This is a genomic window from Planktothricoides sp. SR001 (genome assembly GCF_001276715.1).
Taxonomy (GTDB): domain Bacteria; phylum Cyanobacteriota; class Cyanobacteriia; order Cyanobacteriales; family Laspinemataceae; genus Planktothricoides; species Planktothricoides raciborskii.
The window spans coordinates 3,476-23,599 of sequence record NZ_LIUQ01000077.1 but is presented as its reverse complement, the minus strand read 5'-3'; the positions used below and the strand labels follow the sequence as shown (position 1 = coordinate 23,599).

21 protein-coding genes and 1 pseudogene are annotated in these 20,124 nt (G+C 43.8%); 16 read left to right on the top strand and 6 right to left on the bottom strand.

Features of this window, described 5'->3' with window-relative positions; all coding sequences use genetic code 11:
- The 6 genes and pseudogenes from AM228_RS26590 to AM228_RS26565 form a co-directional block, all read left to right on the top strand.
- Positions 1 to 425, top strand: a pseudogene (locus AM228_RS26590) (hypothetical protein); the annotation flags it as partial.
- A gap of 584 nt (positions 426 to 1,009) precedes the next feature.
- The gene (locus AM228_RS26585) at positions 1,010 to 1,333 is read left to right on the top strand and encodes a hypothetical protein (protein ID WP_054469927.1); all 324 of its coding nucleotides are present in this window, start codon (positions 1,010 to 1,012) and stop codon (positions 1,331 to 1,333) included.
- 35 nt (positions 1,334 to 1,368) lie between these two features.
- Complete coding sequence (locus AM228_RS26580; RefSeq protein ID WP_054469926.1) at positions 1,369 to 1,899, top strand: hypothetical protein; 531 nt, start codon at positions 1,369 to 1,371, stop codon at positions 1,897 to 1,899.
- Between the two features lie 251 nt (positions 1,900 to 2,150).
- A complete protein-coding gene (gene murF / locus AM228_RS26575; protein ID WP_054469925.1) occupies positions 2,151 to 3,527 on the top strand; it encodes a UDP-N-acetylmuramoyl-tripeptide--D-alanyl-D-alanine ligase in 1,377 nt (458 codons plus the stop codon).
- A gap of 270 nt (positions 3,528 to 3,797) precedes the next feature.
- A complete protein-coding gene (locus AM228_RS26570) occupies positions 3,798 to 6,446 on the top strand; it encodes a CHAT domain-containing protein (protein WP_054469924.1) in 2,649 nt (882 codons plus the stop codon).
- Positions 6,447 to 6,536: 90 nt separating this feature from the next.
- Positions 6,537 to 6,920, top strand: a complete 384-nt coding sequence (locus tag AM228_RS26565; protein WP_054469923.1) for a cyclic nucleotide-binding domain-containing protein — start codon at positions 6,537 to 6,539, stop codon at positions 6,918 to 6,920.
- Between the two features lie 148 nt (positions 6,921 to 7,068).
- Here the strand turns inward: AM228_RS26565 and petJ are convergent, their stop codons facing one another.
- Entirely contained in the window at positions 7,069 to 7,404 is a 336-nt protein-coding gene (petJ, locus tag AM228_RS26560) for a cytochrome c6 PetJ (RefSeq protein WP_054469922.1), read from the bottom strand.
- Between the two features lie 183 nt (positions 7,405 to 7,587).
- Between petJ and AM228_RS26555 the strand changes: the two genes are divergently transcribed.
- The 3 genes from AM228_RS26555 to AM228_RS26545 all read left to right on the top strand — a co-directional run bounded on the left by AM228_RS26555 (position 7,588) and on the right by AM228_RS26545 (position 11,545).
- Positions 7,588 to 8,034, top strand: coding sequence for a DUF6932 family protein (locus AM228_RS26555; RefSeq protein WP_054469921.1), 447 nt, complete (start codon positions 7,588 to 7,590; stop codon positions 8,032 to 8,034).
- On the top strand, positions 8,031 to 8,552 hold the full coding sequence (locus tag AM228_RS26550; protein ID WP_054469920.1) for a helix-turn-helix transcriptional regulator: 522 nt from the start codon (positions 8,031 to 8,033) through the stop codon (positions 8,550 to 8,552). Before AM228_RS26555 ends, AM228_RS26550 begins: the two co-directional genes overlap by 4 nt.
- Before the next feature lie 368 nt (positions 8,553 to 8,920).
- Positions 8,921 to 11,545: a colicin uptake protein gene (locus AM228_RS26545; RefSeq protein ID WP_054469919.1), complete on the top strand. Its 2,625-nt coding sequence runs from the start codon at positions 8,921 to 8,923 to the stop codon at positions 11,543 to 11,545.
- A 66-nt stretch (positions 11,546 to 11,611) separates the two neighbouring features.
- Here the strand turns inward: AM228_RS26545 and AM228_RS26540 are convergent, their stop codons facing one another.
- The 3 genes from AM228_RS26540 to AM228_RS26530 all read right to left on the bottom strand — a co-directional run bounded on the left by AM228_RS26540 (position 11,612) and on the right by AM228_RS26530 (position 12,604).
- Positions 11,612 to 11,833, bottom strand: coding sequence for a hypothetical protein (locus AM228_RS26540; RefSeq protein ID WP_054469918.1), 222 nt, complete (start codon positions 11,831 to 11,833; stop codon positions 11,612 to 11,614).
- A 94-nt stretch (positions 11,834 to 11,927) separates the two neighbouring features.
- Complete coding sequence (locus tag AM228_RS26535; protein WP_054469917.1) at positions 11,928 to 12,347, bottom strand: type II toxin-antitoxin system VapC family toxin; 420 nt, start codon at positions 12,345 to 12,347, stop codon at positions 11,928 to 11,930.
- Entirely contained in the window at positions 12,347 to 12,604 is a 258-nt protein-coding gene (locus tag AM228_RS26530) for a type II toxin-antitoxin system Phd/YefM family antitoxin (protein WP_054469916.1), read from the bottom strand. The genes AM228_RS26535 and AM228_RS26530 overlap by 1 nt, the downstream gene beginning before the upstream one ends.
- 145 nt (positions 12,605 to 12,749) lie before the next feature.
- Between AM228_RS26530 and AM228_RS26525 the strand changes: the two genes are divergently transcribed.
- A complete protein-coding gene (locus tag AM228_RS26525; protein WP_072160938.1) occupies positions 12,750 to 13,853 on the top strand; it encodes a DALR anticodon-binding domain-containing protein in 1,104 nt (367 codons plus the stop codon).
- 79 nt (positions 13,854 to 13,932) lie between these two features.
- Complete coding sequence (locus AM228_RS33655; RefSeq protein WP_156332083.1) at positions 13,933 to 14,097, top strand: hypothetical protein; 165 nt, start codon at positions 13,933 to 13,935, stop codon at positions 14,095 to 14,097.
- A 117-nt stretch (positions 14,098 to 14,214) separates the two neighbouring features.
- Here AM228_RS33655 and AM228_RS26520 read toward each other — a convergent pair whose 3' ends face one another.
- Together AM228_RS26520 and AM228_RS26515 are read right to left on the bottom strand one after the other, a co-directional pair.
- The gene (locus tag AM228_RS26520; RefSeq protein ID WP_054469915.1) at positions 14,215 to 15,099 is read right to left on the bottom strand and encodes a sugar phosphate nucleotidyltransferase; all 885 of its coding nucleotides are present in this window, start codon (positions 15,097 to 15,099) and stop codon (positions 14,215 to 14,217) included.
- Positions 15,100 to 15,180: 81 nt separating this feature from the next.
- Positions 15,181 to 15,987, bottom strand: a complete 807-nt coding sequence (locus AM228_RS26515; RefSeq protein WP_054469914.1) for an ABC transporter ATP-binding protein — start codon at positions 15,985 to 15,987, stop codon at positions 15,181 to 15,183.
- A gap of 277 nt (positions 15,988 to 16,264) precedes the next feature.
- Here AM228_RS26515 and AM228_RS26510 point away from each other — a divergent pair, with 277 nt between their 5' ends.
- From AM228_RS26510 to AM228_RS26490, 5 genes are all read left to right on the top strand, one after another.
- Positions 16,265 to 16,993, top strand: coding sequence for a Bax inhibitor-1 family protein (locus AM228_RS26510; protein ID WP_054469913.1), 729 nt, complete (start codon positions 16,265 to 16,267; stop codon positions 16,991 to 16,993).
- 288 nt (positions 16,994 to 17,281) lie between these two features.
- Positions 17,282 to 18,398 (top strand): peptide chain release factor 2 gene (prfB, locus tag AM228_RS26505; RefSeq protein WP_156332082.1). Its coding sequence is split into 2 segments (ribosomal slippage): positions 17,282 to 17,353 and positions 17,355 to 18,398, totalling 1,116 coding nucleotides; the frame shifts between segments, so codons are not numbered across the junction.
- Positions 18,399 to 18,617: 219 nt separating this feature from the next.
- Positions 18,618 to 18,836 carry a DUF3285 domain-containing protein gene (locus tag AM228_RS26500; RefSeq protein WP_082349144.1) on the top strand — a complete coding sequence of 73 codons (219 nt, stop codon included), beginning with the start codon at positions 18,618 to 18,620 and terminating at the stop codon, positions 18,834 to 18,836.
- A gap of 56 nt (positions 18,837 to 18,892) precedes the next feature.
- The gene (ybeY, locus tag AM228_RS26495) at positions 18,893 to 19,435 is read left to right on the top strand and encodes an rRNA maturation RNase YbeY (RefSeq protein WP_054469911.1); all 543 of its coding nucleotides are present in this window, start codon (positions 18,893 to 18,895) and stop codon (positions 19,433 to 19,435) included.
- 255 nt (positions 19,436 to 19,690) lie between these two features.
- On the top strand, positions 19,691 to 20,092 hold the full coding sequence (locus tag AM228_RS26490) for a diacylglycerol kinase family protein (protein ID WP_054469931.1): 402 nt from the start codon (positions 19,691 to 19,693) through the stop codon (positions 20,090 to 20,092).
- The last annotated feature ends 32 nt before the right edge of the window (positions 20,093 to 20,124 follow it).

The following is a 20,124-nucleotide window of genomic DNA, read 5'->3' as shown; positions in this document are numbered from 1 at the left end:
AAACTTGGACACTTTCCCAGATAGTCAGTGACGCCATAAAAGCAGGTCATAAAGTGATTGTGCTAGGGCACATAGTGCAATTAATGTCCCACTTATGCGACAGTTTTGGGATTCAATTTCTCAATGAGATGACCTCTAAAAAAGATTGGTTAGAGGCTTTATATTTTGGCTTAGGACTGTGTATTGATTCTTTACATCCTAATTCTAAAGCTAAAATTGACCTGACGGTTGATAATTACCTTGACGGTTGTCTTTTGGTTGTTGATGAGTCTGAACAAGTTTTAAATCACTTATTACACGCTGATACTAAGTATTTTAGAAAAAAACGGGCTGAAATTATGACTCAGCTTAAGATAGTCAAAACGCTTCAAAAATTTATTTGGCTGACGCTGACTTATCTGATTTTTCCATTTAGTTTTTTATAAAAATGGCTGAATTAGGCAAGTCAGATGTAGCGTTAATAAATCCAAAATAATTAGAAGTTTGATAAGTCTGAATTATGGATTTTTTTATTTACCAATAAAACAACCCATACAGACTGTTAGCAGAGTGTAAACCTCGCTTTTCAAAAGGTAATTGCGTATTTTTATTCTGCGGTATCCAGAAGATTAAGTCCTTGTATTATGGCCAAAAAAATGCCACTATATTATCACTTTATTGTCAAATTTAAGTTTGCTTAATTGACTTTAATAATGTTAATTAAATAACGTGATTATAAAGCCTATTTTATATTAAGTAAACTAGGCAATTTAAGCGAATAAAAATTAGTTATTTATTCCAGTGTTTTATACAAAATTTTTAGTATTAATAATGACTTGTTTATCACGGTTTTTATGTGGTTTATAGCGTTGAATATGTTCAGTCAGTCGCTCAATTTGTGGCACGGTATCGCTGGCCCGTTGACCGGCATATCTGGCTCCCAAAATCAGGTAACGCTACATATATGAAATTTGGTGGTGCGTTATCATCGGATCAGGTTAAGCATTGCTTACAAACCAACAAAAAGAGAATGCAATCTTTTCTCAAAGATTTTCCCGCTTTAGATAATGGGTTATTTTATGCTTACTGTGAGTCTGTAGCCCGTAGCAATTTAGGGTTAAGTGCTTACCGGGAAAATTTAGAATGGTTGCTGACTTCCGACGGTCATCGGTGCCACTATGTTGACCCTGTAAAGGTGCATGATACTGAAATCAGAGAGATTAGAAATGCGGCTTATGATGCTGAAGTCAGCGAGATTGATGCCACTGAGAATCCCTCTGATGATGAATTAAAAACCCTTAATAATGCCGTGGCAAAAACTAAGCCTCAACGGTATAAACAACGGGGAATTTAGTTAGAACTTATGGCTATTGTTCTAAGGCTTTAATCATGGCTGATGATCACGGTTGTTTCCGACCGTTACAACTGCTGTATTACCTGACCATTGGTAAAGCTTTTGCCGTGTCTCACGATGCTAAACAAGTCCAGACTTTTACCTCTAAAACTCAGTGCCTTGACCATGAAATCAGCAAGTATGCAGTCAGTCTCAGACAAGCATACTTATCGGTGCTTTTTGACAAGGGCTTATCCCGGTTTTTGACGGGTGAAAATTTCGCCTATAACGATCCGTTCCTCACCGATACCGTTGCCAGGTTAAACCCAGATGAGTTTGTAGAGACATTTGGCCGGGGGCTCCCGGTTAAGACGGGCGATCGCATCAATGTCATTTTGGATCTCATTGGCTGCCAGAAAAAATATGCGTGCCGGGTGGGAACGGGGGCCGATGCTATCCGCCACTATTGTGCCGTGCCCAAGTTTGACGGCATAGACGTGGATCAGATTTTTGATTTCTGGTTTGACCGGGATAGCAAGTCTCAGGAAAATTCCGGGGCCGGGGCCGGGGATTTTGCACGGGCATAATCACCGCCACCTACACCGCCACCTACACCGCCACTTGCACCGCCACCTAATAAAATTAAAAGCCTTGTAACTCATCGGTTACAAGGGTAAAACCGTTGATTTTTCGTAGCTTTTTTTGAACTTTTATCGGGGTGATAGTGTCGTTCATGGTGATCCTCTGTTTCACCCATCATCGGTGAATCATAATTGCTGATATGGGGCAACCCCTTGGCATAATGACATCATCTTAGCCAATCTCTTACCGAATGATCATGTCTTTTTCTGTCACGATAGATCGATTAATTGCTCTGTTGGATGCGGATGCGGTCAATGTCTCCGAAGATATCAGGCTTCTTCCCGCTACCGGGGTTTGTACAGATACCCGGATATTACAGCCAGAGGAGGTGTTCCTGGCATTTCGCGGCACTCAGTTTGATGGGCATCAGTTTGTGGCTGCGGCTTTGCAGAAGGGCGCGATCGCGGCTATTGTGGATCGGGACTATGACGCGACAGATCCGACGATGCCACTGTTGGTGGTGCGCGATACCCTGAAAGCTTATCAGGCGATCGCCCATTGGTGGCGGGAGCAATTTGAGATTCCCGTGATTGGGGTGACGGGTTCCGTGGGCAAAACCACCACCAAGGAGTTGATTGCTGCGGTATTAGGCACCCAAGGCAAGGTGCTGAAAACGGAAAAAAATTACAACAACGAAATCGGCGTGCCCAAAACCCTCTTGGGCTTAACTTCCGAGCATCAGTACGCGGTGATCGAAATGGCCATGCGTGGTGCCGGACAAATTGCCGAACTGACGGAAATTGCTAATCCGACCATTGGGGTGATTACCAATGTGGGAACAGCCCATATTGAATTACTCGGTTCTGAAGCAGCGATCGCAGCCGCCAAATGCGAACTCTTAGAAAAGATGACGATGGCGGATGGTTGGGCAATTCTCAATCACGATAACTCCCGCTTAATCAAGACTGCGGCTACGGTCTGGGAAGGCAAAACCCTCACTTATGGATTAGAATCCGGGGAACTACGGGGCGAACTGCTCAATTCAGAAATCTTGCAAGTGCAAGGGTTTGAGTTGCCCCTACCCCTGGTTGGGCGTCATAATGCTCTGAATTACCTGGCGGCTTTAGCGGTAGCCCGGGTTCTCGGTATCAGTTGGCAACCGCTGACTGAGGGTTTGGCGGTGAATCTTCCCGAAGGCAGATCCAAGCGTTATCAGTTGGCCAATGATATTGTGGTTTTGGATGAAACTTATAATGCTGGGTTAGAATCGATGACCGCTGCGTTGCATCTGTTGATGGAAACTCCCGGCAATCGTCATATCGCCGTTTTGGGAACCATGAAGGAGTTGGGAGAGCGATCGCTGGAATTCCATCAGCAAGTGGGGGCGATCGCCCATGACTTAGGGGTCGATGCTCTATTTATTTTTGCTGACCTGGCCGAAGCGGAGGCTATGGCCGTTGGCGCGGGGGATTTACCTTTTATGGAAATTTTAGATACCAGCCAACCCAATGCCTTAGATTTCCTGGCTCAACGCTTAAAAGAATTCGTCCTATCAGGCGATCGCATTCTCTTTAAAGCCTCTCATTCCGTCCAACTAAATCAAGTGGTGCAAAAGTTTATCGCTGATGGTTGATGGTTGATGGTTATTTGGCTGACACAACCAATAACCAATAACCAATAACAATTAACAATTATTGTTGGTTATTGGTTATTAGTTATTTGACTGACACAACCAATAACCAATAACCAAGAACAATTAACAATAGGTATCAATGTAGTCACTTCCGGAATATTTCACTAGAGTAAAGAAGAATACGATCGATCTTGAACACCGAGTCAAGTGGACAAGACCTTAGAACAACTTTAGAAAAAACCAGGCGATCGACAGGAGTGCAGTAAAATTGTGAGCCAAAAATTTGAAGAGTTACATCTGTCCATTACCCCGATTAACCGGGAAAAAAATCATTATCTGGTGCGAACCGAAGAGTCACCCAAAGGAGTATTGCCTGCGGAAGAGCAGGTGATTTTCCCGGTGGAAGAATGGCTGGAACAAGCCAGCCGCTTGATGGATGACTCGGTGGCCGGTTTGTGGCACGGGTATGGTTTATCGGCGTCTCTGGAAGATGATGTTCTTTATGATACTCACGGGGATACGGACGAGGAAACTGTGCCCGGAGATGGGGATGTGGCGGTGATTTCTAGTCGTTTTCACATTCGCACTCTGGTGGATCTGGGTCGAGAAATGTATGAGGCATTGTTTCAAGGGGATCTGCGCGATCGCCTTACCTCCGCACAGGCGATCGCTCATAACCAAGGGGCCGTATTACGCTTACGTTTAGGACTAAAAGACAGTATTTTGCCCCGTCTTCCTTGGGAAGTGATCCACGAAGACAGTCGCCCCATTGCCACGGGCAAAGATGTAATTTTTTCTCGTTATCAACCTAGTTTATCATCATTAATTTTACCCCCGCCACCGAGCAGCCCGTTGAAAATTTTAATGGTCGTAGCGGCACCAACAGATCAAGCAAATTTAGCCTTAAAACAAGAAGCAAACGCCCTCAAAGCCGAACTAAAAAAACCGACAACTAATGGCACTTGGGGAAATACACCTTTGCCCCAAATTGAATTAGACATTCTCGAACATCCCGACCGAAAAAAGCTGACCCAAGTTCTCGAACAAAATTCTTATCATGTATTACATTACGCCGGTCATAGTAACCTGGGTTCTAGAGGGGGCGAACTGTATTTAGTCAATCAACAAACGGGATTAGGTGAAGTTTTAAATGGCGATGATTTAGCCGGATTATTAGTCAATAATGGCATTCACCTAGCAGTGTTTAACTCTTGTCGGAGTACCCATAGCGCCAAAGTGGAAACGCCGGAAACAAATAATCACCGTAATTTAGCCGAAGTGCTGGTCAATCGAGGGATTCCGGCGGTTTTGGCAATGGCCGAACGCATTCCCGATCAGGTGGCTTTGACCTTAACTCGCTTATTTTACTACAACTTGAAACAAGGTTATCCTGTAGATTTGAGTTTAAATCGGGCGAGACAAGGATTGATGTCTACCTACGGTTCCGATCAGTTGTATTGGGCGCTACCTGTGCTTTATTTACATGAGAAATATCAAGGGTATTTGACTCAGCAACCCAGCAATGATACGGAGTTGTTTATTCCCCCCCGACCGATGCCCAATTCGCGATTGCAGTTGAGGGATATTCCCCGAAAACCCAATAGTAATAGCGACGCTTTTTTGTGGCGATTTTCTCCCTCTGACCCAGATGATTTAGAAGATGATTTAGGATATGATAGGGACGATGATGATGATCATTTTTTCCGACTCTCGGATGAGGAATTACTAGAGGGTGAGGATGAATTCCTCGATGAGGAAATAGAAGATGAGGACGAGCATGAATTTTTAGATTATGACTTAGGAGAAGCAGCGGATAATGACGCCGAATCTTTAGTTTCTGATATTTTTAGTGAGTTAGGACTTGGCAAACTCGGATCTGCTGAAGCTAAACCGGGGAAACTATCTGCAAAAGATGAATTTTTGCCCCATATTCTCGGATATGAAAGTGAAGTTGACGACGTGGAAGAAATTTTTAAAGCAGTTGCCGGGGAAAGTCAATTGACTGAGAAAAACTCCCAGACGAAATCAACAATATCATCACCGAAAGCGAAATCATCAGCATTCAATTCTGATGCCTTAGCAAAACCGGCAAAAAGTCACAAAGCTTTTAGGTGGAGGTTTGGGGTCATCAGTTTTCTGGCGATCGCCCTATTCGCTGGGGCGATCGGGTTTTGGCGATCGCGTCCTCAAACCAGCACATCTTTATCCACCAGTTCGGTCACGGAAGATCGGGGTTTAGCCACTTCTGAACCCATTTCTGAACCCACTAAGGAAAAACCGAATCCGTTGCAGAAAGCCAGCACTCCAGAGTTATCCGCGATCGCCATTGAAAATTTTGCCCAAGGGAAATTATCCGAGGGAGTTATTGCCGTAAATTTATTACTGGATCGCGGGGCATTGCCACAAGCAAAAGCCACCTTAGAAGCGGTGCCTAACCAGAAAAAAAATACTCCAGAAATTAACTTTCTTTCTGGTCGGTTAGCTTGGCAATTTGTGCAAACTGGCAACAAAGATTATAGTGTGAGTGATGCTCGACGGTTTTGGGAATCCTCCGTAAAAAGTGACTCCAATTCTACCTTTTATGCCAATGCCTTAGCCTTTGCTTATTACGCGGAAGGCAATCTCGATTTAGCTTCGGATATGTGGTTAAAAGTGGTGACATTACTCGAACCCACCCAAGCCTTAGATCATCCTGAAGCCTTGACCGCTTATGCCGGTTTAGCATTAGTGATGATGAAATCTAGCGAGGGAGTTTCCCCAGAGGAAAAAAACGTTTTATTAAGTAAAGCGACCAAGCAAAGAAAGATGGTGATGAAATTAGCGGCAAGTGATTTTCAACCGAATGCTTTAGCTAACAATTGGATGTGGCCAGATTCGGCGATCACTGATTGGCAAAAACTCTTAACCTTGGAAAATTAAGTCGCTGATTCCGGCTTTGGTTAAATTTTTGCTATGATTTTGCTATGATATCAATCCTTGAGGCCAATACTCAAAGGATGCTAAAACACTATGACCTATTTAGAGAATCGGAAAAAATTTAGTTTATTTTTGAAAGAACCGAATCCCCAAATTGTTCCAGCGGGTGAAACCATTTTTCAAGCGGGAGAATCCGGTAATTTAATGTATGTGATCCAATCCGGCAGTGTTGATATTATTGTCGGTAAACAAGTGGTAGAAACTGCCGACGCGGGTCACATTTTTGGGGAAATGGCATTGATAGACCACCATCTCCGCAGCGCCACGGCGATCGCCAAAACTGATTGTAAATTAGTCCCTATCGATCAAAAACGCTTTACCTTTTTGGTGCAACAAAATCCCTATTTCGCGATCGAGGTGATGCAGGTCTTAGCCGAACGGCTGCGTCACATGAATGATACGGGAATTTCTTTTTAATTTTTTATAAACTCAGAGGTGAGAAAACCGTAGGGGCAGTACGCCCCTGCCCCAAGCCTCGACTTAATCTGAAAAATAATATGGAAAATCTAAGATAGACAATAGAAAATCGTCTATGATAGCGCTTAATTCTCTATGATTTATCGATTTATTTCCAGTCATTTTCTGCTTTTGCCAACACATAAGCCGCTACCTCTGTTATCTCTTCTTCCGAGAGGCGATCTCCATACGCAGGCATAGCATATTTTCCTTCTTTTACCAACAGACTAATGGCTTCAATCGAATCTTTTTGATGTCGTTGTAATGCCCGCTTTTTCAGATTTTTACCTCTGCGGATAATATTTCCCCCATTGGCATGACAAGCGGCACAATTTTGGGCAAAAATTTGAGCGCCGTTGGCAGAATCCATCGCCAAAGCCGGGGCGGTAAAGGTTAGGTTAATTAAGGTTAAGCAAAGTAAAATAACGAAGCAGATTTTTTTCATTAGTGTTCCTCCTAATCACGGGTTAAATTTTAACATAAACATAATAAATTTTCCCGAAAATTTATTATAATAATTAGACCTGTTGCAAAATTATTATGCATCCCCCCTTTTTAAGGGGGTTTGGGGGGATCGAAATATTGATTTTGCTTTCTTGTCTATTATTTTCGACGATGACTTTAGTCTATGATTCCAGAATTTGATGAAAACGGCAAATTACCCCCTGGGGTGCATTTTTGTGACTGGCAAGAGTTTGTGGAACGATTTGGTACAAATCATACGAGGAGGAGAATGATAGCGGGTTTACAACTGGCAATGACTCAATTAACAGCAGCGGGTTGTCGAACGATTTATATCAATGGCAGCTTTGTCACCATTAAACCAAACCCACAAGATTTTGGTGCGTGTTATGATAATGAAACAGTGGACATTGACTATCTGAGAATAAATGCCCCTCGATTACTAAATCATTATGATCGGGCTGGACAGAAAGCGAAATACCGGGGAGAAATATTTCCCTCACAGCAAGCGATCGGGAATTACGGAATTAATTCTTTTGAATTATTCCAGCGCGATCGCCAGCAAAATGTAAAAGGAATTATAGCCATAGATTTAACAACATTTGAATTATGATTAAAAATGAATTAGAGTACAACTATAGCCGAGAATTAGTGGAAAAATTTCAAAAATCCATCGCCGCAATGGACAAAGATGAAGCCGCCCAAAAGAATGACCCAGAACGATGGAAAATGAATCGAGATGTGTTGCAATATCATCTCATGGGAATTCAAGCAGAAGTTGATGAATATGAACGGTTGATTAATTGCCAATACAGCCAGCAGATTGAAATCAAAGTTGACTGTATTAATAAGCTTCCAGATGCTTTAATTAAAGCAAGAATTGCTGCCAAAATGAGTCAAAAAGAACTAGCGAAAATTTTGGGTATTGATGAAAAAAGAGTTCAAGAATATGAAAATACAGATTATCAATGTGCCAGTTTTGTAGAAATCCTTGAAGTGAGCACTGTTTTGGGCGTAAAATTTGCCAACGCAGTTGTTCGAGTCGATTTTGAGGAAATAGAAGAGATGAAAAAAATTGCCGCCAGATGGCAGAAAAATAAGCAAGTGAGTCAGGCAGCTAAAATTTTATAATTTTTAGTTATTTTGCTGATGCTGAATAATAATTTTGGCATAGGGAAATAGGGGATTCTGGGAAAGAACCCGATGTCACATCCCTTAATCATCTGCTTTCCCTGGATTTCTAAATAATCCCTAAAAAAATATCGGCAAATTCCCCACAATTCATTTTAGGCGATTTATAATAAAAGAGTATAGATGAGAGCAATGGGAAAAAGACTAAAACCGAAGTCTCTCTGTTTGGGTTTCTCATGGCTCATATTGAGGGGAATCTAGCCTTAGCTTTTCCTCACAAAAAAGCTGTATTTCTATAGATGAAGGGTGCAAATATATCGATCGCGCCGCGATCGCAAATTTCCCTATTCCATAAATAAGTTTCTCAAATGAGTAAAATTCAGGCAATGGAAAATACCCCGGAAATCACTTCAGAAGTGGTGAATGGCATTATTCGGCTAAAACCACAACAGTTTATTCACGTTTTAGATAATAATACTGGCGTCACCCGCTTAGAAGTTGGCCCACAAACGATTACCCTGCGTGACCACGAACGGTTAATTTTAAAACCCTCGCCGATGATTGTGGTGCCCCCCCGTTATTATTGTATTGTTTCTAATCCGGTTTTGCGGGATGAAACGGGTCAACCGATCGCGGATCAATATGGTCAAATTCAACTCCGTTATGGCGATCGCGAAATTCGTTTAGATCAACCCCCATTTCCCTTATATCCTGGGGAAATCCTAGAACAAAAAGTCACCCAATTGCAGGTAGTAGAAACTAATTATGCCCTGCGATTAAAAGCGATTCGGGATTTCACCGAAACCGTCACAATTAACGGAGACAGTCAAACAATTCAGCGGGTTGCGGGGGATGAATGGCTGTTTGAAGGGCCGGGAACTTATATTCCTCGCGTCGAAGTGGAAGTGCTCAAAACCGTGAGTGCGATCGTGATTAAACCCAATCAAGCGTTACGGTTAATGGCCCGCAAAAATTGCATCGATCGCCTGGGAAACCGTCGTCGGGCAGGGGAAGAATGGCTAGTCCGAGAAGAGGGGGCTTATTTACCCGGAGTTGATGAAGAACTAATCGGCATTTTTGATGCTTATGTGTTGACCGAGCGCAAAGCATTACATCTGCGAGCAAAACGCACTTTTACCGACATTTTTGGCCGCAATCGTAAAGCCGGTGATGAGTGGTTAGTCACCATAGAACAGGCGGAGATTCATATTCCAGATGTCTATGAAGAAGTGGTGGGAGAAGTGGAAATTACCACCCTAAGCGATCGCGAATGGTGTATCGTAGTAGACCCCATCGATTCACAGGGTAAACCGCAGTTAGGAATGCGCGAAGTTCGTCAAGGACGCGCCTCTTTCTTTTTACATCCTGGTGAATCTTTGGAAGACGGCATTCAAACCGTTTATGTACTCGGTGAACAAGAGGCATTATTATTACGAGCAACAGAAGCTTTTAGCGAAGGTTCCGGGGACAATATTATTCACCATCAACCCGGTGATTTATGGATGATACCAGGGCCACGAGATTATATTCCCTTGGTGGAAGTAGAAGTAATCGAAAAACGTCAAGCCATTCCCTTAGATAAAAATGAAGGGATTTATGTCCGCAACATTCAAACCGGGGAATTAAAATTAGTCAGTGGGCCACAAGCATATATGCTTTCTCCCTATGAAGAACTCTGGGAAAAAGAATTGCCCCCCATTGTGGAAGAACTGCTGGCGATTAAAAATGATCCGGTTTCTGAACGAGGACGATATCGGGGTAAAAAATCAGAAAATGGCGAGAATGATTTTGGGTTTTCTCAACGAGATAAAACCCGCGCTGTGGTGTTTCATGTCCCCCAAAATGCTGCGGTACAAATCCATGATTATAAAGAACGAACTGCCCGGACTGTTTTTGGCCCAGAATTGGTGATGCTTGGCCCTGATGAAGCTTTTACGGTCTTAAGTTTATCGGGCAGTGTTCCCAAGCGTCCTCATGTGATCAAATCCCTGGCTTTATTATTAGGGCCAGATTTTATGACCGATTTGTTTACGGTGGAAACTTCCGATCATGCTCGCTTGCAATTGCGCTTATCTTATAACTGGTATTTTGAGGTGGATAAAAATAATCAAGATGCTGCCGCAAAACTATTTCAAGCCCCTGATTTTGTGGATACCGCTTGTAAGGCGATCGCCTCGCGGGTTCGGGGTGCGGTTGCTGGGGTGCCTTTTGATGAATTCCACCGCAATTCGGCGCGAATTATTCGCCAAGCGGTATTTGGCATTGATGATCAAGGGCATATTCGGGATGAATTACGATTTAAAACGAATAATCTAGTTATTTTTAATGTGGACATTCAATCTGTTGAACCAGTAGATGAAGAAACATTAAAAAGTCTGCAAAAGTCGGTACAAATTGCCATTCAAATTACCACCGATGCCCAAGAAGCCGCCGCTCGCCATGATGCCGCCCGCATTGAACAAGAAGCAGAAGCCCGCTTAGAAAGACAGCAAATTATTGATAAAGCAGCCGCCGAAGTTGAACGGAAAAATCTGTTAGCATTGGAAGCAGAAAATGCGGCCATTGAATCCACAGGGCAGGCGATCGCTGAGGCACGAGCAAAAGCAGAAGCCGCCCAAATTGAAGGGCAACTCGCAGTTAGTTTAGCCCAGCAAGAAGCGCAAGCAGCACAAATTCGGGATGAGGTGGAATTAGCCCAATTAAAAGCGCGTCAGGAGGCCGAATTAACCCACAAACAAGCCTTAGTAAATCTGGAAATTGCCAAAGCCCAGCGGATGGCGGAAATTAACAGCACAGAATTTGCCCAAAAAGTGCAAGCAATTGGGGCAGATACTTTACGGGCAATGGCCCAAGCCGGCCCAGAAATGCAGGCGCGACTTTTGGAAGCCCTGGGGATTCAAAGTGTGTTAATTACTGATGGGAAAAACCCGATTAATCTCTTTGGCACTGCCAGTGGTTTAATTAGTCCGATCAATTCTGGATCGGAGAAATAAAGGCAAAGAAACCGGGTTTCTGAACCCCCAAGCAAAGAAACCGGGTTTCGGCTGTGAATATCACAGTTAACTGTGGCAGCGAGAAAAGAAACCCGGACCCGCTGAGTATCCCAGCAAAGAAACCGGGTTTCTTTTATGAATACCAAAGTTAACTGTGGAACCAAGAAAAGAAACCCGGTTTCTGAGTCCCCTGCTTTTTTTACAGGAAGGCGATCGCTTTTTTGGGGGGCGATCGCGCACTAAAAAAGCGATCGCCCCCCAACCCTCGTTACCCCAAAACAACACCATGAACCAAACCCCAACAAACCTACCTCGATCGCCCACCCATCCACCCCGCGTAAATTACCACATTTACGGATCTGCGCTATGTCTTCAATTCTCTCTAAACAAACCAATTTTCAATAGTCAGTCCTTCAAAGTCCGCAAAGTCTGAAACATTACGAGTCACAAGAATCAAATGATTGACCCTAGTGATCGCAGCGATCTGCCCATCCGGGTATGACGGCATTCGACCCAAAGCAGTCAGTCTGGCACGTTCAGCCGCAAACCATCCGGCGGCAGCATCACAGTACGGCAGTATGATCATTTTTGCTTGGATCACCTGGGTTAAGTAATCAGACAAATTCTTTTTTCGCCGAGACTCCGGTAATCGGTATAACCCATAAAGAAGCTCATGCCATGTCACCGATGCGATCGCTGATTCTTCAAGATTCTGTCGAAAATGCTCCAGAAAAATATCATTAGGCTGTAGTTTGATACTTTCCGAAATGATGTTGGTATCCAGCAGAAATTTCACGCTCATCACCAGCAAGGTTTTTCAGTAGTCGGGGTGTAGTCCCGAACATCAGCAAAGATTTCATCGCCATCTAAATCAATTCCTTCTGAAATAATTCTGGAGCGAAAATCATCAAAAGCCTCTAAAACACCCTCAGATTTAGCCGAAATAATTTTAGCAATAGGTTGGTCTGCTTGAAAAATCACAAAACTTTCTCCAGCTTTTGCCCGTTGAAGATAGTAGTTCAAATCTTGAGTAATTTCTTCTACGGTAATTTTATTCATCAATCAACCTCCTGACAAAATTGTACGACTGGTCTAGTCCAGTTATATCTTAAATCAAGGCAAAATAGGCCACAGGCAAGAGGCTCACCAAACAAAAAAATAGAAAGTTGATCCGACCTAACCCTCATCACCCCAAAACTTCGCTATGACCAAACCACACCTAACCTACCTCGATACTCTACCCATCCGCCCAGAGCAACTCACCTCATCAGCCGATCTGCGCTTTACCTTCACCGGCACCTTCAAAAGCCTACTCCAACAAACCAACCACACCCCGATCGCCCCTCCCAAACCAACCCCCAACCCCGAAACCTTCCTTAAAACCCTCAAAACCCATTCCAAAATCTACCAAGCCTCGATGTCGCGCCAGTTCGCCGCCGACTTACCCCCCGATATCGAACAAACCACCCTCAAAGACGAACCCAAAGACTGGTTTATCAAAACAGCCGACTTTAGGGACGACTGCGACAGAGTTCTCCAACACCGTAACGGCGAATATACCCAACTCCTAAAAGACCTTGCTATTTATGATCAAATTCTGCAAGAACATTGCGACAAAATCATCGTTTTACGTCCCTCTAACTATGGCAAATATGATGTTCTTATCAATGCCGCGATGCAATGCTTGGGCTACACCAAAGAGCAATTTCAATTCATCATCGTTCAACCGATCAAACTCTACGCCTTTCACAAACCCAGCCAAAAAATCCATCCTATTCCCGACATCGCCACGGATGAACTCATCAAAGAGATCGGTATGGATGCGCTGCGTTGGCACAGTTTCCGCGTTCCTTTAACCGGCGTTGCTCCGATTAATATTAGCACCGCCGGACAACCCACTCCGGCTGATAGCCTTTATCGTGTTCAAGCCACCCATGCTCGTTGTTGCGCCCTCCTAAAACGTGCCGCTCAACAGGGCATTATTGAACTGGACACCAACGACCAATGGCAAATCACTGCCATCCCCCCATCCTCATCTGAAAACCCAGGAGACAATCCTCACACCCTCACCCTCACCCATCAACTCCAATCTACTCCCCAAATCCTAGAACAGAGTGCCAAAGAATTGGCTCCCAATCTCCTCTGTCAACACCTCGAAACCCTCAGAGAAACCTGTGAGTTGTGGTTTAAATCCCTAACCCTGGATGCTGAAAATTGCACCTTACTCTTGAAGGTCAAACAGACATTTTTTGATATTTTGCAGAATGTTTTAAAAATTCAAGCCGCAGAACTAGCAGGAGTTAATTGATTGATTAAACACAAACCTAAAAAACCGGGTTTTCGGATCATTTCATTTTGGGCTATTGACCTAAATCAGGGGTAAAAATTTGGTTTCTGAGTTACAGGCGATCGCTCATTTCCCCCAAGCAAAGAAACCGGGTTTCTGTGGTGAATATGTAGGGGCGAATGCGCTCGTCGCCCCTAGAAACCAAAAAAGAAACCCCGTTTCTCGGTTCAGGGTAGGCGATCGCGCTTTTTTGTCCCCGAAATAACCGGGTTTCTGTTGTGGATATGTAGGGGCGAATGCGCTCGTCGCCCCTACTGTGAAAGCGCTCGTAGAAACCCGGTTTCTCGGCTCTGGTTTCTAGGTAGTTTAACTAGCCCGAAAATCAATCACGAAAATCAATCAGAGTTTGTCTATAAGCATCTGGTCTACCGATATCAAAAGACCGTCCTTTTACCAGATATCCGAGCATTCCTTCTGCTTGACGTAATTGTTCTAAACAAGAGGTGAGTTGAAATTCACCCCGTTCCCGAATATTCTGGGTAATATTCGCTTCTAAATAGTCAAAAATTCTGGGGTTTAACACATAAAGGCCGAATATGGTGAGAAATGAATCTTGAGGGATACCTTCTATAGATAAATGTTTTCTGGCATATTCTAAATCTGGCTTTTCAGCAAGTTCAGTCACGGATAATAAAGTGTTCGACTCTTGCCAGGTTCCAGCCACACAACCACAGTGATGAATTTCTTCAGCGGCAGTCACCGTTAATCCCACTACACTTGTCCCGGTTTGTTCATAAATATTTAAGAGTTGCCGCGCACAAGAAATATCTGTGTCTGAGAGATAAACATGATCCCCCAAAGAAAGCAAAAACGGCTGGTTATTTACCCAGTCTTTGGCACAATACACACAATGACCAAATCCATCTTGGGTTTCTTGGGTCAAAAAGGTGATGCGATCGCCTATTTCTTGGATTAATTGGCTATATGCTTGATTTTCCTGAGATAGTTTAGCAAAATATTCTGGGGTTTGGTGAAAAAAATCCGCAAATATGGCGCGATCGCCGGGTTGAACTACAATCCCAATTTCTTCAATTCCGGCATCAATCATTTCTTCAACCAGGGCTAAAATTACGGGTTTGGCTTGCCCTTGCCGGTCTATAATGGGAAACAGTTCTTTTTTCACTGCCTTGGTAGCGGGAAAGAGTCGGGTGCCAAACCCAGCCGCTGGAATTACTGCCTTTTTTACTGGATATTTTATCTGAGTCATCTTGATTAAAAATTATTGAATTTGGAATGATTTAATTATACCATTAATTACATTTTTTCGATAATTAATAGATTAAATTTTTCACGGAGATACACCGCGCAGTGAGTGAATCACTGTTTTTTTAATTTCCAGAAATTCCGGGGAAAGTTTCATCTCTAAATCACGCTCTCCAGGCAATGTGATGGGAATTTCTTGTTTAATTTTACCGGGATTGTCGGTCATTACATAAATTCTTTGGGACAGAAATATGGCTTCCTCAACATCGTGAGTAATCATTAAAATGGTGGTGTGGGTTTGCTGCCAGAGTTGCAAGAGAAATTGCTGCATTTGTTCCTTGGTTTGGGCATCTAATGCCCCAAAAGGCTCATCCATTAATAACACTTCTGGTTGATTGGCTAAAGACCGGGCGATCGCCACTCTTTGTTTCATCCCTCCAGACAGTTCTTTGGGATAAGCTTGGGCAAATTTGCTTAAACCTACCACCTCTAAAAAATAATTAATTCGGTCTTTTTTTTCTGCCGAAGATATTTTTCTAAGTTCTAAACCAAAGCCGATATTATCCGCCACGGTTAACCAAGGAAATAGGGAATAATTTTGAAAAATCATCCCTCGGTCTGACCCCGGCCCGAAAACTATTTCGCCATCTAATAACACTTGTCCAGAAGTGGGCGACATCAATCCAGCAATAATATTCAGTAAAGTCGATTTTCCACAACCGGATGCCCCGACAATACAGACAAATTCATTGGCATCAACTTGAAAATTAATGTTTTCTAATACTGACAATTGAGCAAATTTTTTGCTTAGGGCGATCGCTGCTAGTTTCGGTACAGCCTCCGAGGGGCGATCGCCGACTAATTCAGGTTGATTTATATTTGATTGTGCCAAAACCGCTTATTCCTCCATCTCCGGTATCTTTTGCTTAAATTTTTTTACTCAGTTTTTTTCAAGCCATCAACAATCATCTCCAAAACAGGGATAATAATAATATGGTTAAAAACAGAAATTGCTTACGGTCATGGTTCGCCCTTGCGGATATTTCTGGTTCAAGCAATAGAAAATAGACAAGAAAGCCTTTTTAATGGTTGGGTGGGATCCATGCCGGTATTTTGCCAGAGGTCTAATATATAAAAACATAGATGTCAATTAACCATCAAAAACGGATATGAGCAATACCAGTAATTTCCGTGAAGCGATCGATAACGCCAGAGGGCAATCTCTGGTCGGCCCCCAGGTAATCGCCAAAGCCTTGCCATTTGTGGGCGGCGGTCTAATTTTAACCGCCCTGGGAACCTATGGCGGTTTGAATGTGCTACAGACCAATCCGGGAATGTTTATGACCACCTTCTGGGGTGCGTTAATTCTGGAGTTGGTGCTGTTTTTCATCGTGCGTGGAGTAGCCGAAAAAGCCAACAATAGCGTCGCCCTGCCTCTGTTAGCCACCTATAGCCTGCTGTCCGGCTACACTTTGTCCGGCTTGGTCTATGTAGCCCTGAGTACCCAGGGGGTAGGTATTGAAGGGGTAGGAATTGCCGCCTTGGGCTGCGGTGTCACCTTTATTGCCGCCCGTCAAATTGGGTCAAATATTTCTGATGAAGACGGAATGGCTTTGACCCAAACAGTCCAATTAGGGTTAATTGCTCTGGTGGTGGTGATTTTAAGCCAGTTTGTGTTGAGCTTTTTTGGCATTTATACCCCCACCTGGCTAGAAATTGGCATTTCTGGGATTGGGGTGCTGTTGTTTTGTGGTTGTGCCGTGGTGGATTTTTATGTTCTGCCTCGCACTTACCGCAATAACCAGTATCTCAGTGCGGCGTTGTCAATGTATTTGACCTATATCAACCTGTTTGTGTTTATTCTGCGGTTGTTGATTGCGTTGAATCGTCGGAATTAATTCGCGCAATTAATCCGTAATTAATCGCCCATTAGCGATCGCGGGACAAGGTTTTGGCCTTGTCCTTTTTATTGACAAAGCTTCACCACCGGGAGCGATCGCATTAGCCAAATTCTTTCGCCTCTGCTCCCCGGCGCCCTGGCTCCCCGGCGTCCCGCTCACTAGCGGGCAAAAATAAGATCGCGTTGGAGAGAATTTTTTCTTGTCATTGAATCAATTAGGTGCGATCGCTCATGGTAAATTCCTTATAATAAAGACAAAAGAGGTTCATTAGATTTCTTGAAGCTTATGGAATTGGTAGACATTAAACGCGAAGTCGAAACCCTGTCGAATCGCCTGGGGAAAACCCAGGACTATCTTTGACATTCCCGCCTTAAACGCAAAAATTCACGACTTAGAGCAACTGGCAGCCCAATCCGACTTCTGGGATGACCAAGCCAATGCTCAACAGTTGATGCAAGAACTCAATGACCTCAAGTCACATCTAGAGCAGTATTACCGCTGGAAAAATCGCTTAGAAGATACAAAAGCGATTTTTGAACTTCTGGAACTAGAAAATGATGAATCGTTAGCGAGTGAAGCCCACACCAATATTACTCAGCTAAATCACGAACTCGATCGCTGGGAGTTGGAACAGTTACTCTCTGGTCTTTATGACGAAAGTGGGGCTGTTTTGACGATTAATGCAGGCGCTGGGGGCACCGATGCTCAGGATTGGGCAGAAATGTTGCTGCGAATGTACACCCGTTGGGGTGAAAACCAAGGCTATAAAGTGCATTTGATGGAAATTTCCGAAGGAGATGAAGCGGGACTGAAATCCGCTACTTTGGAAATAGAAGGGCGCTATGCTTATGGCTATCTGAAAGCAGAAAAAGGCACTCATCGATTGGTGAGAATTTCGCCATTTAATGCCAACGGCAAAAGACAGACTAGCTTTGCCGGGGTGGAAGTGATGCCCATTCTGGATCACTCGGTGCAATTGGACATTCCCGATAAGGATTTGGAGATTACCACCTCGCGGTCTGGGGGCAAAGGCGGGCAAAATGTGAACAAGGTAGAAACCGCCGTGCGGGTAGTTCATGTACCCACAGGTTTGGCAGTGCGTTGTTCCCAGGAGCGATCGCAGTTGCAAAACAAAGAAAAAGCCCTCACCCTCTTGAAAGCTAAATTATTGGTGATTGCCCAAGAACAACGAGCAGCGGAAATTGCCGAAATTCGCGGCGATATGGTAGAAGCAGCTTGGGGCAACCAAATTCGTAACTATGTCTTTCATCCCTATCAACTGGTAAAAGACTTACGCACTAGCGTAGAAACCACCGCGATTACTGATGTGATGAATGGGGAAATCGATGATTTTATTGAAGCCTATCTCCGTCAGGAAAATCAAATCGCTGTAAATAATTAGTTGATTGTTGTTTGTTATTTGTTGTTTGTTGGGTAGGGATTCTTTGGTTGATTGTTGTTTGTTCTTAGTTCTTTGTTGTTTGTTGTTTGTCAACCACCAACAATAGAATCCCTACCCACCAACAATCAACAAACAACAATCAACCAACAACAAACAACAATCAACAAACAACAATCAACAAACAACCAAATTATCCTTTATCCCGATCGAGATCAATCAATGAGTCAACCATCTTCTTCTGAAGAAATCACCGTAGAAAATCAAACCGTTGCCCCTGGGACAGAGGCAAACCCCGCAACCCAAGAACCGCCACCGAGTTATGTCAAACTCGCGATGCGAAATATGGTGCGAAAAGGCAGAACCTCTTTAAAGCATTTTGCGCTAACAACCATTGGTCTGTTAGCATTTCTGGTTGGGGTTGCCTATTTAGGTCGATGATTTAGGTCGGTGACATGACGGTACTGGTAACGGATGCAGGAGTAACAAAACCCTCGATGAATTTAGAAATTAATGTGCAGGACAATTTCTGGGAAACCGAAATTTCAAGAATTCCTGACAAAACTATCGATCTGGAAACTTGGCAAAATTGGTTAGAAATTTGGTGCGATCGCCTTGAAGCGGACTTGCCCCAAGCATCGGGATATGAGTTAACGTTACGTCTGAGTGACGATGAGGAAATTCAACATCTAAATTGCCAGTACCGTCAGCAAGATAAACCCACTGATGTGTTATCGTTTGCGGCTTTAGAGGTAAATTGCCCTCAGCCGGATGAGTTAATATCGGAGATTCCTCTTTATCTGGGTGATATTGTGATTTCCGTGGAAACTGCCCAGCGACAAGCGGAAAAACAAGGGCATTCTTTAACCACCGAATTGGCTTGGTTAGCAGCTCATGGCTTGTTGCACCTGTTGGGCTGGGATCACCCGGATGAAGAAAGTTTAACCGAGATGCTGGAGCAACAAGAAATTTTGCTTCAGGCGGTTGGTTTGACAGTTTTCGGTCCCCAGGACACTTATATTACTGATAGCAGCATATAGACTGGGTTAATTAAGATAGACCCAATAGCCTATAGAGATGCTTTTAAAGCCATGACCCTAGATCAACGCGATAAGTCGTCTGCCAGCAACAATGGAAACAGTAGGGGTGATGCGCGTATCACCCCTACATCGCGATTTTCCCCGGCGCCATCTGTTGAAGCAGCCGCAAAACATCACGACTCACGACCAGAACTACGGCAAGACTCACAGCCACAATTCAATACTTCTTGGGGGCGATCGCCTGATACAGCCAAAATGAAACGGGAATTTTCCTGGAAAGTAGCCAGTAACCTTTTTGTTAGTTTTAAATATGCCTGGGAAGGCGTACAGTATGCCTTTAACACCCAACGCAATTTTCGGATCCATGTGATTATTGGTTCCACGGCAATTGCCCTGGGTGTTTTTTTGCAAGTGAGTTTGGTGGAAATTTCTATTATTACTCTGACTATTGGGGCGGTGTTGGCAATGGAACTTTTGAATACTGCCATTGAGTCATTAGTCGATCTCACCGTTGAGCAAACGTACCACCAACTCGCTAAAATTGCCAAAGATTGTGCAGCAGCAGCAGTGCTGATTTCATCTTTTGCGGCGATTACGGTGGCGGGATGTTTGCTGTTACCGCCTTTGTATCTGCTGGTAAAATCATTCTTGGGTTAAGGAGAGGGGCAGGGGTGTAGGGTGTAGGGTGT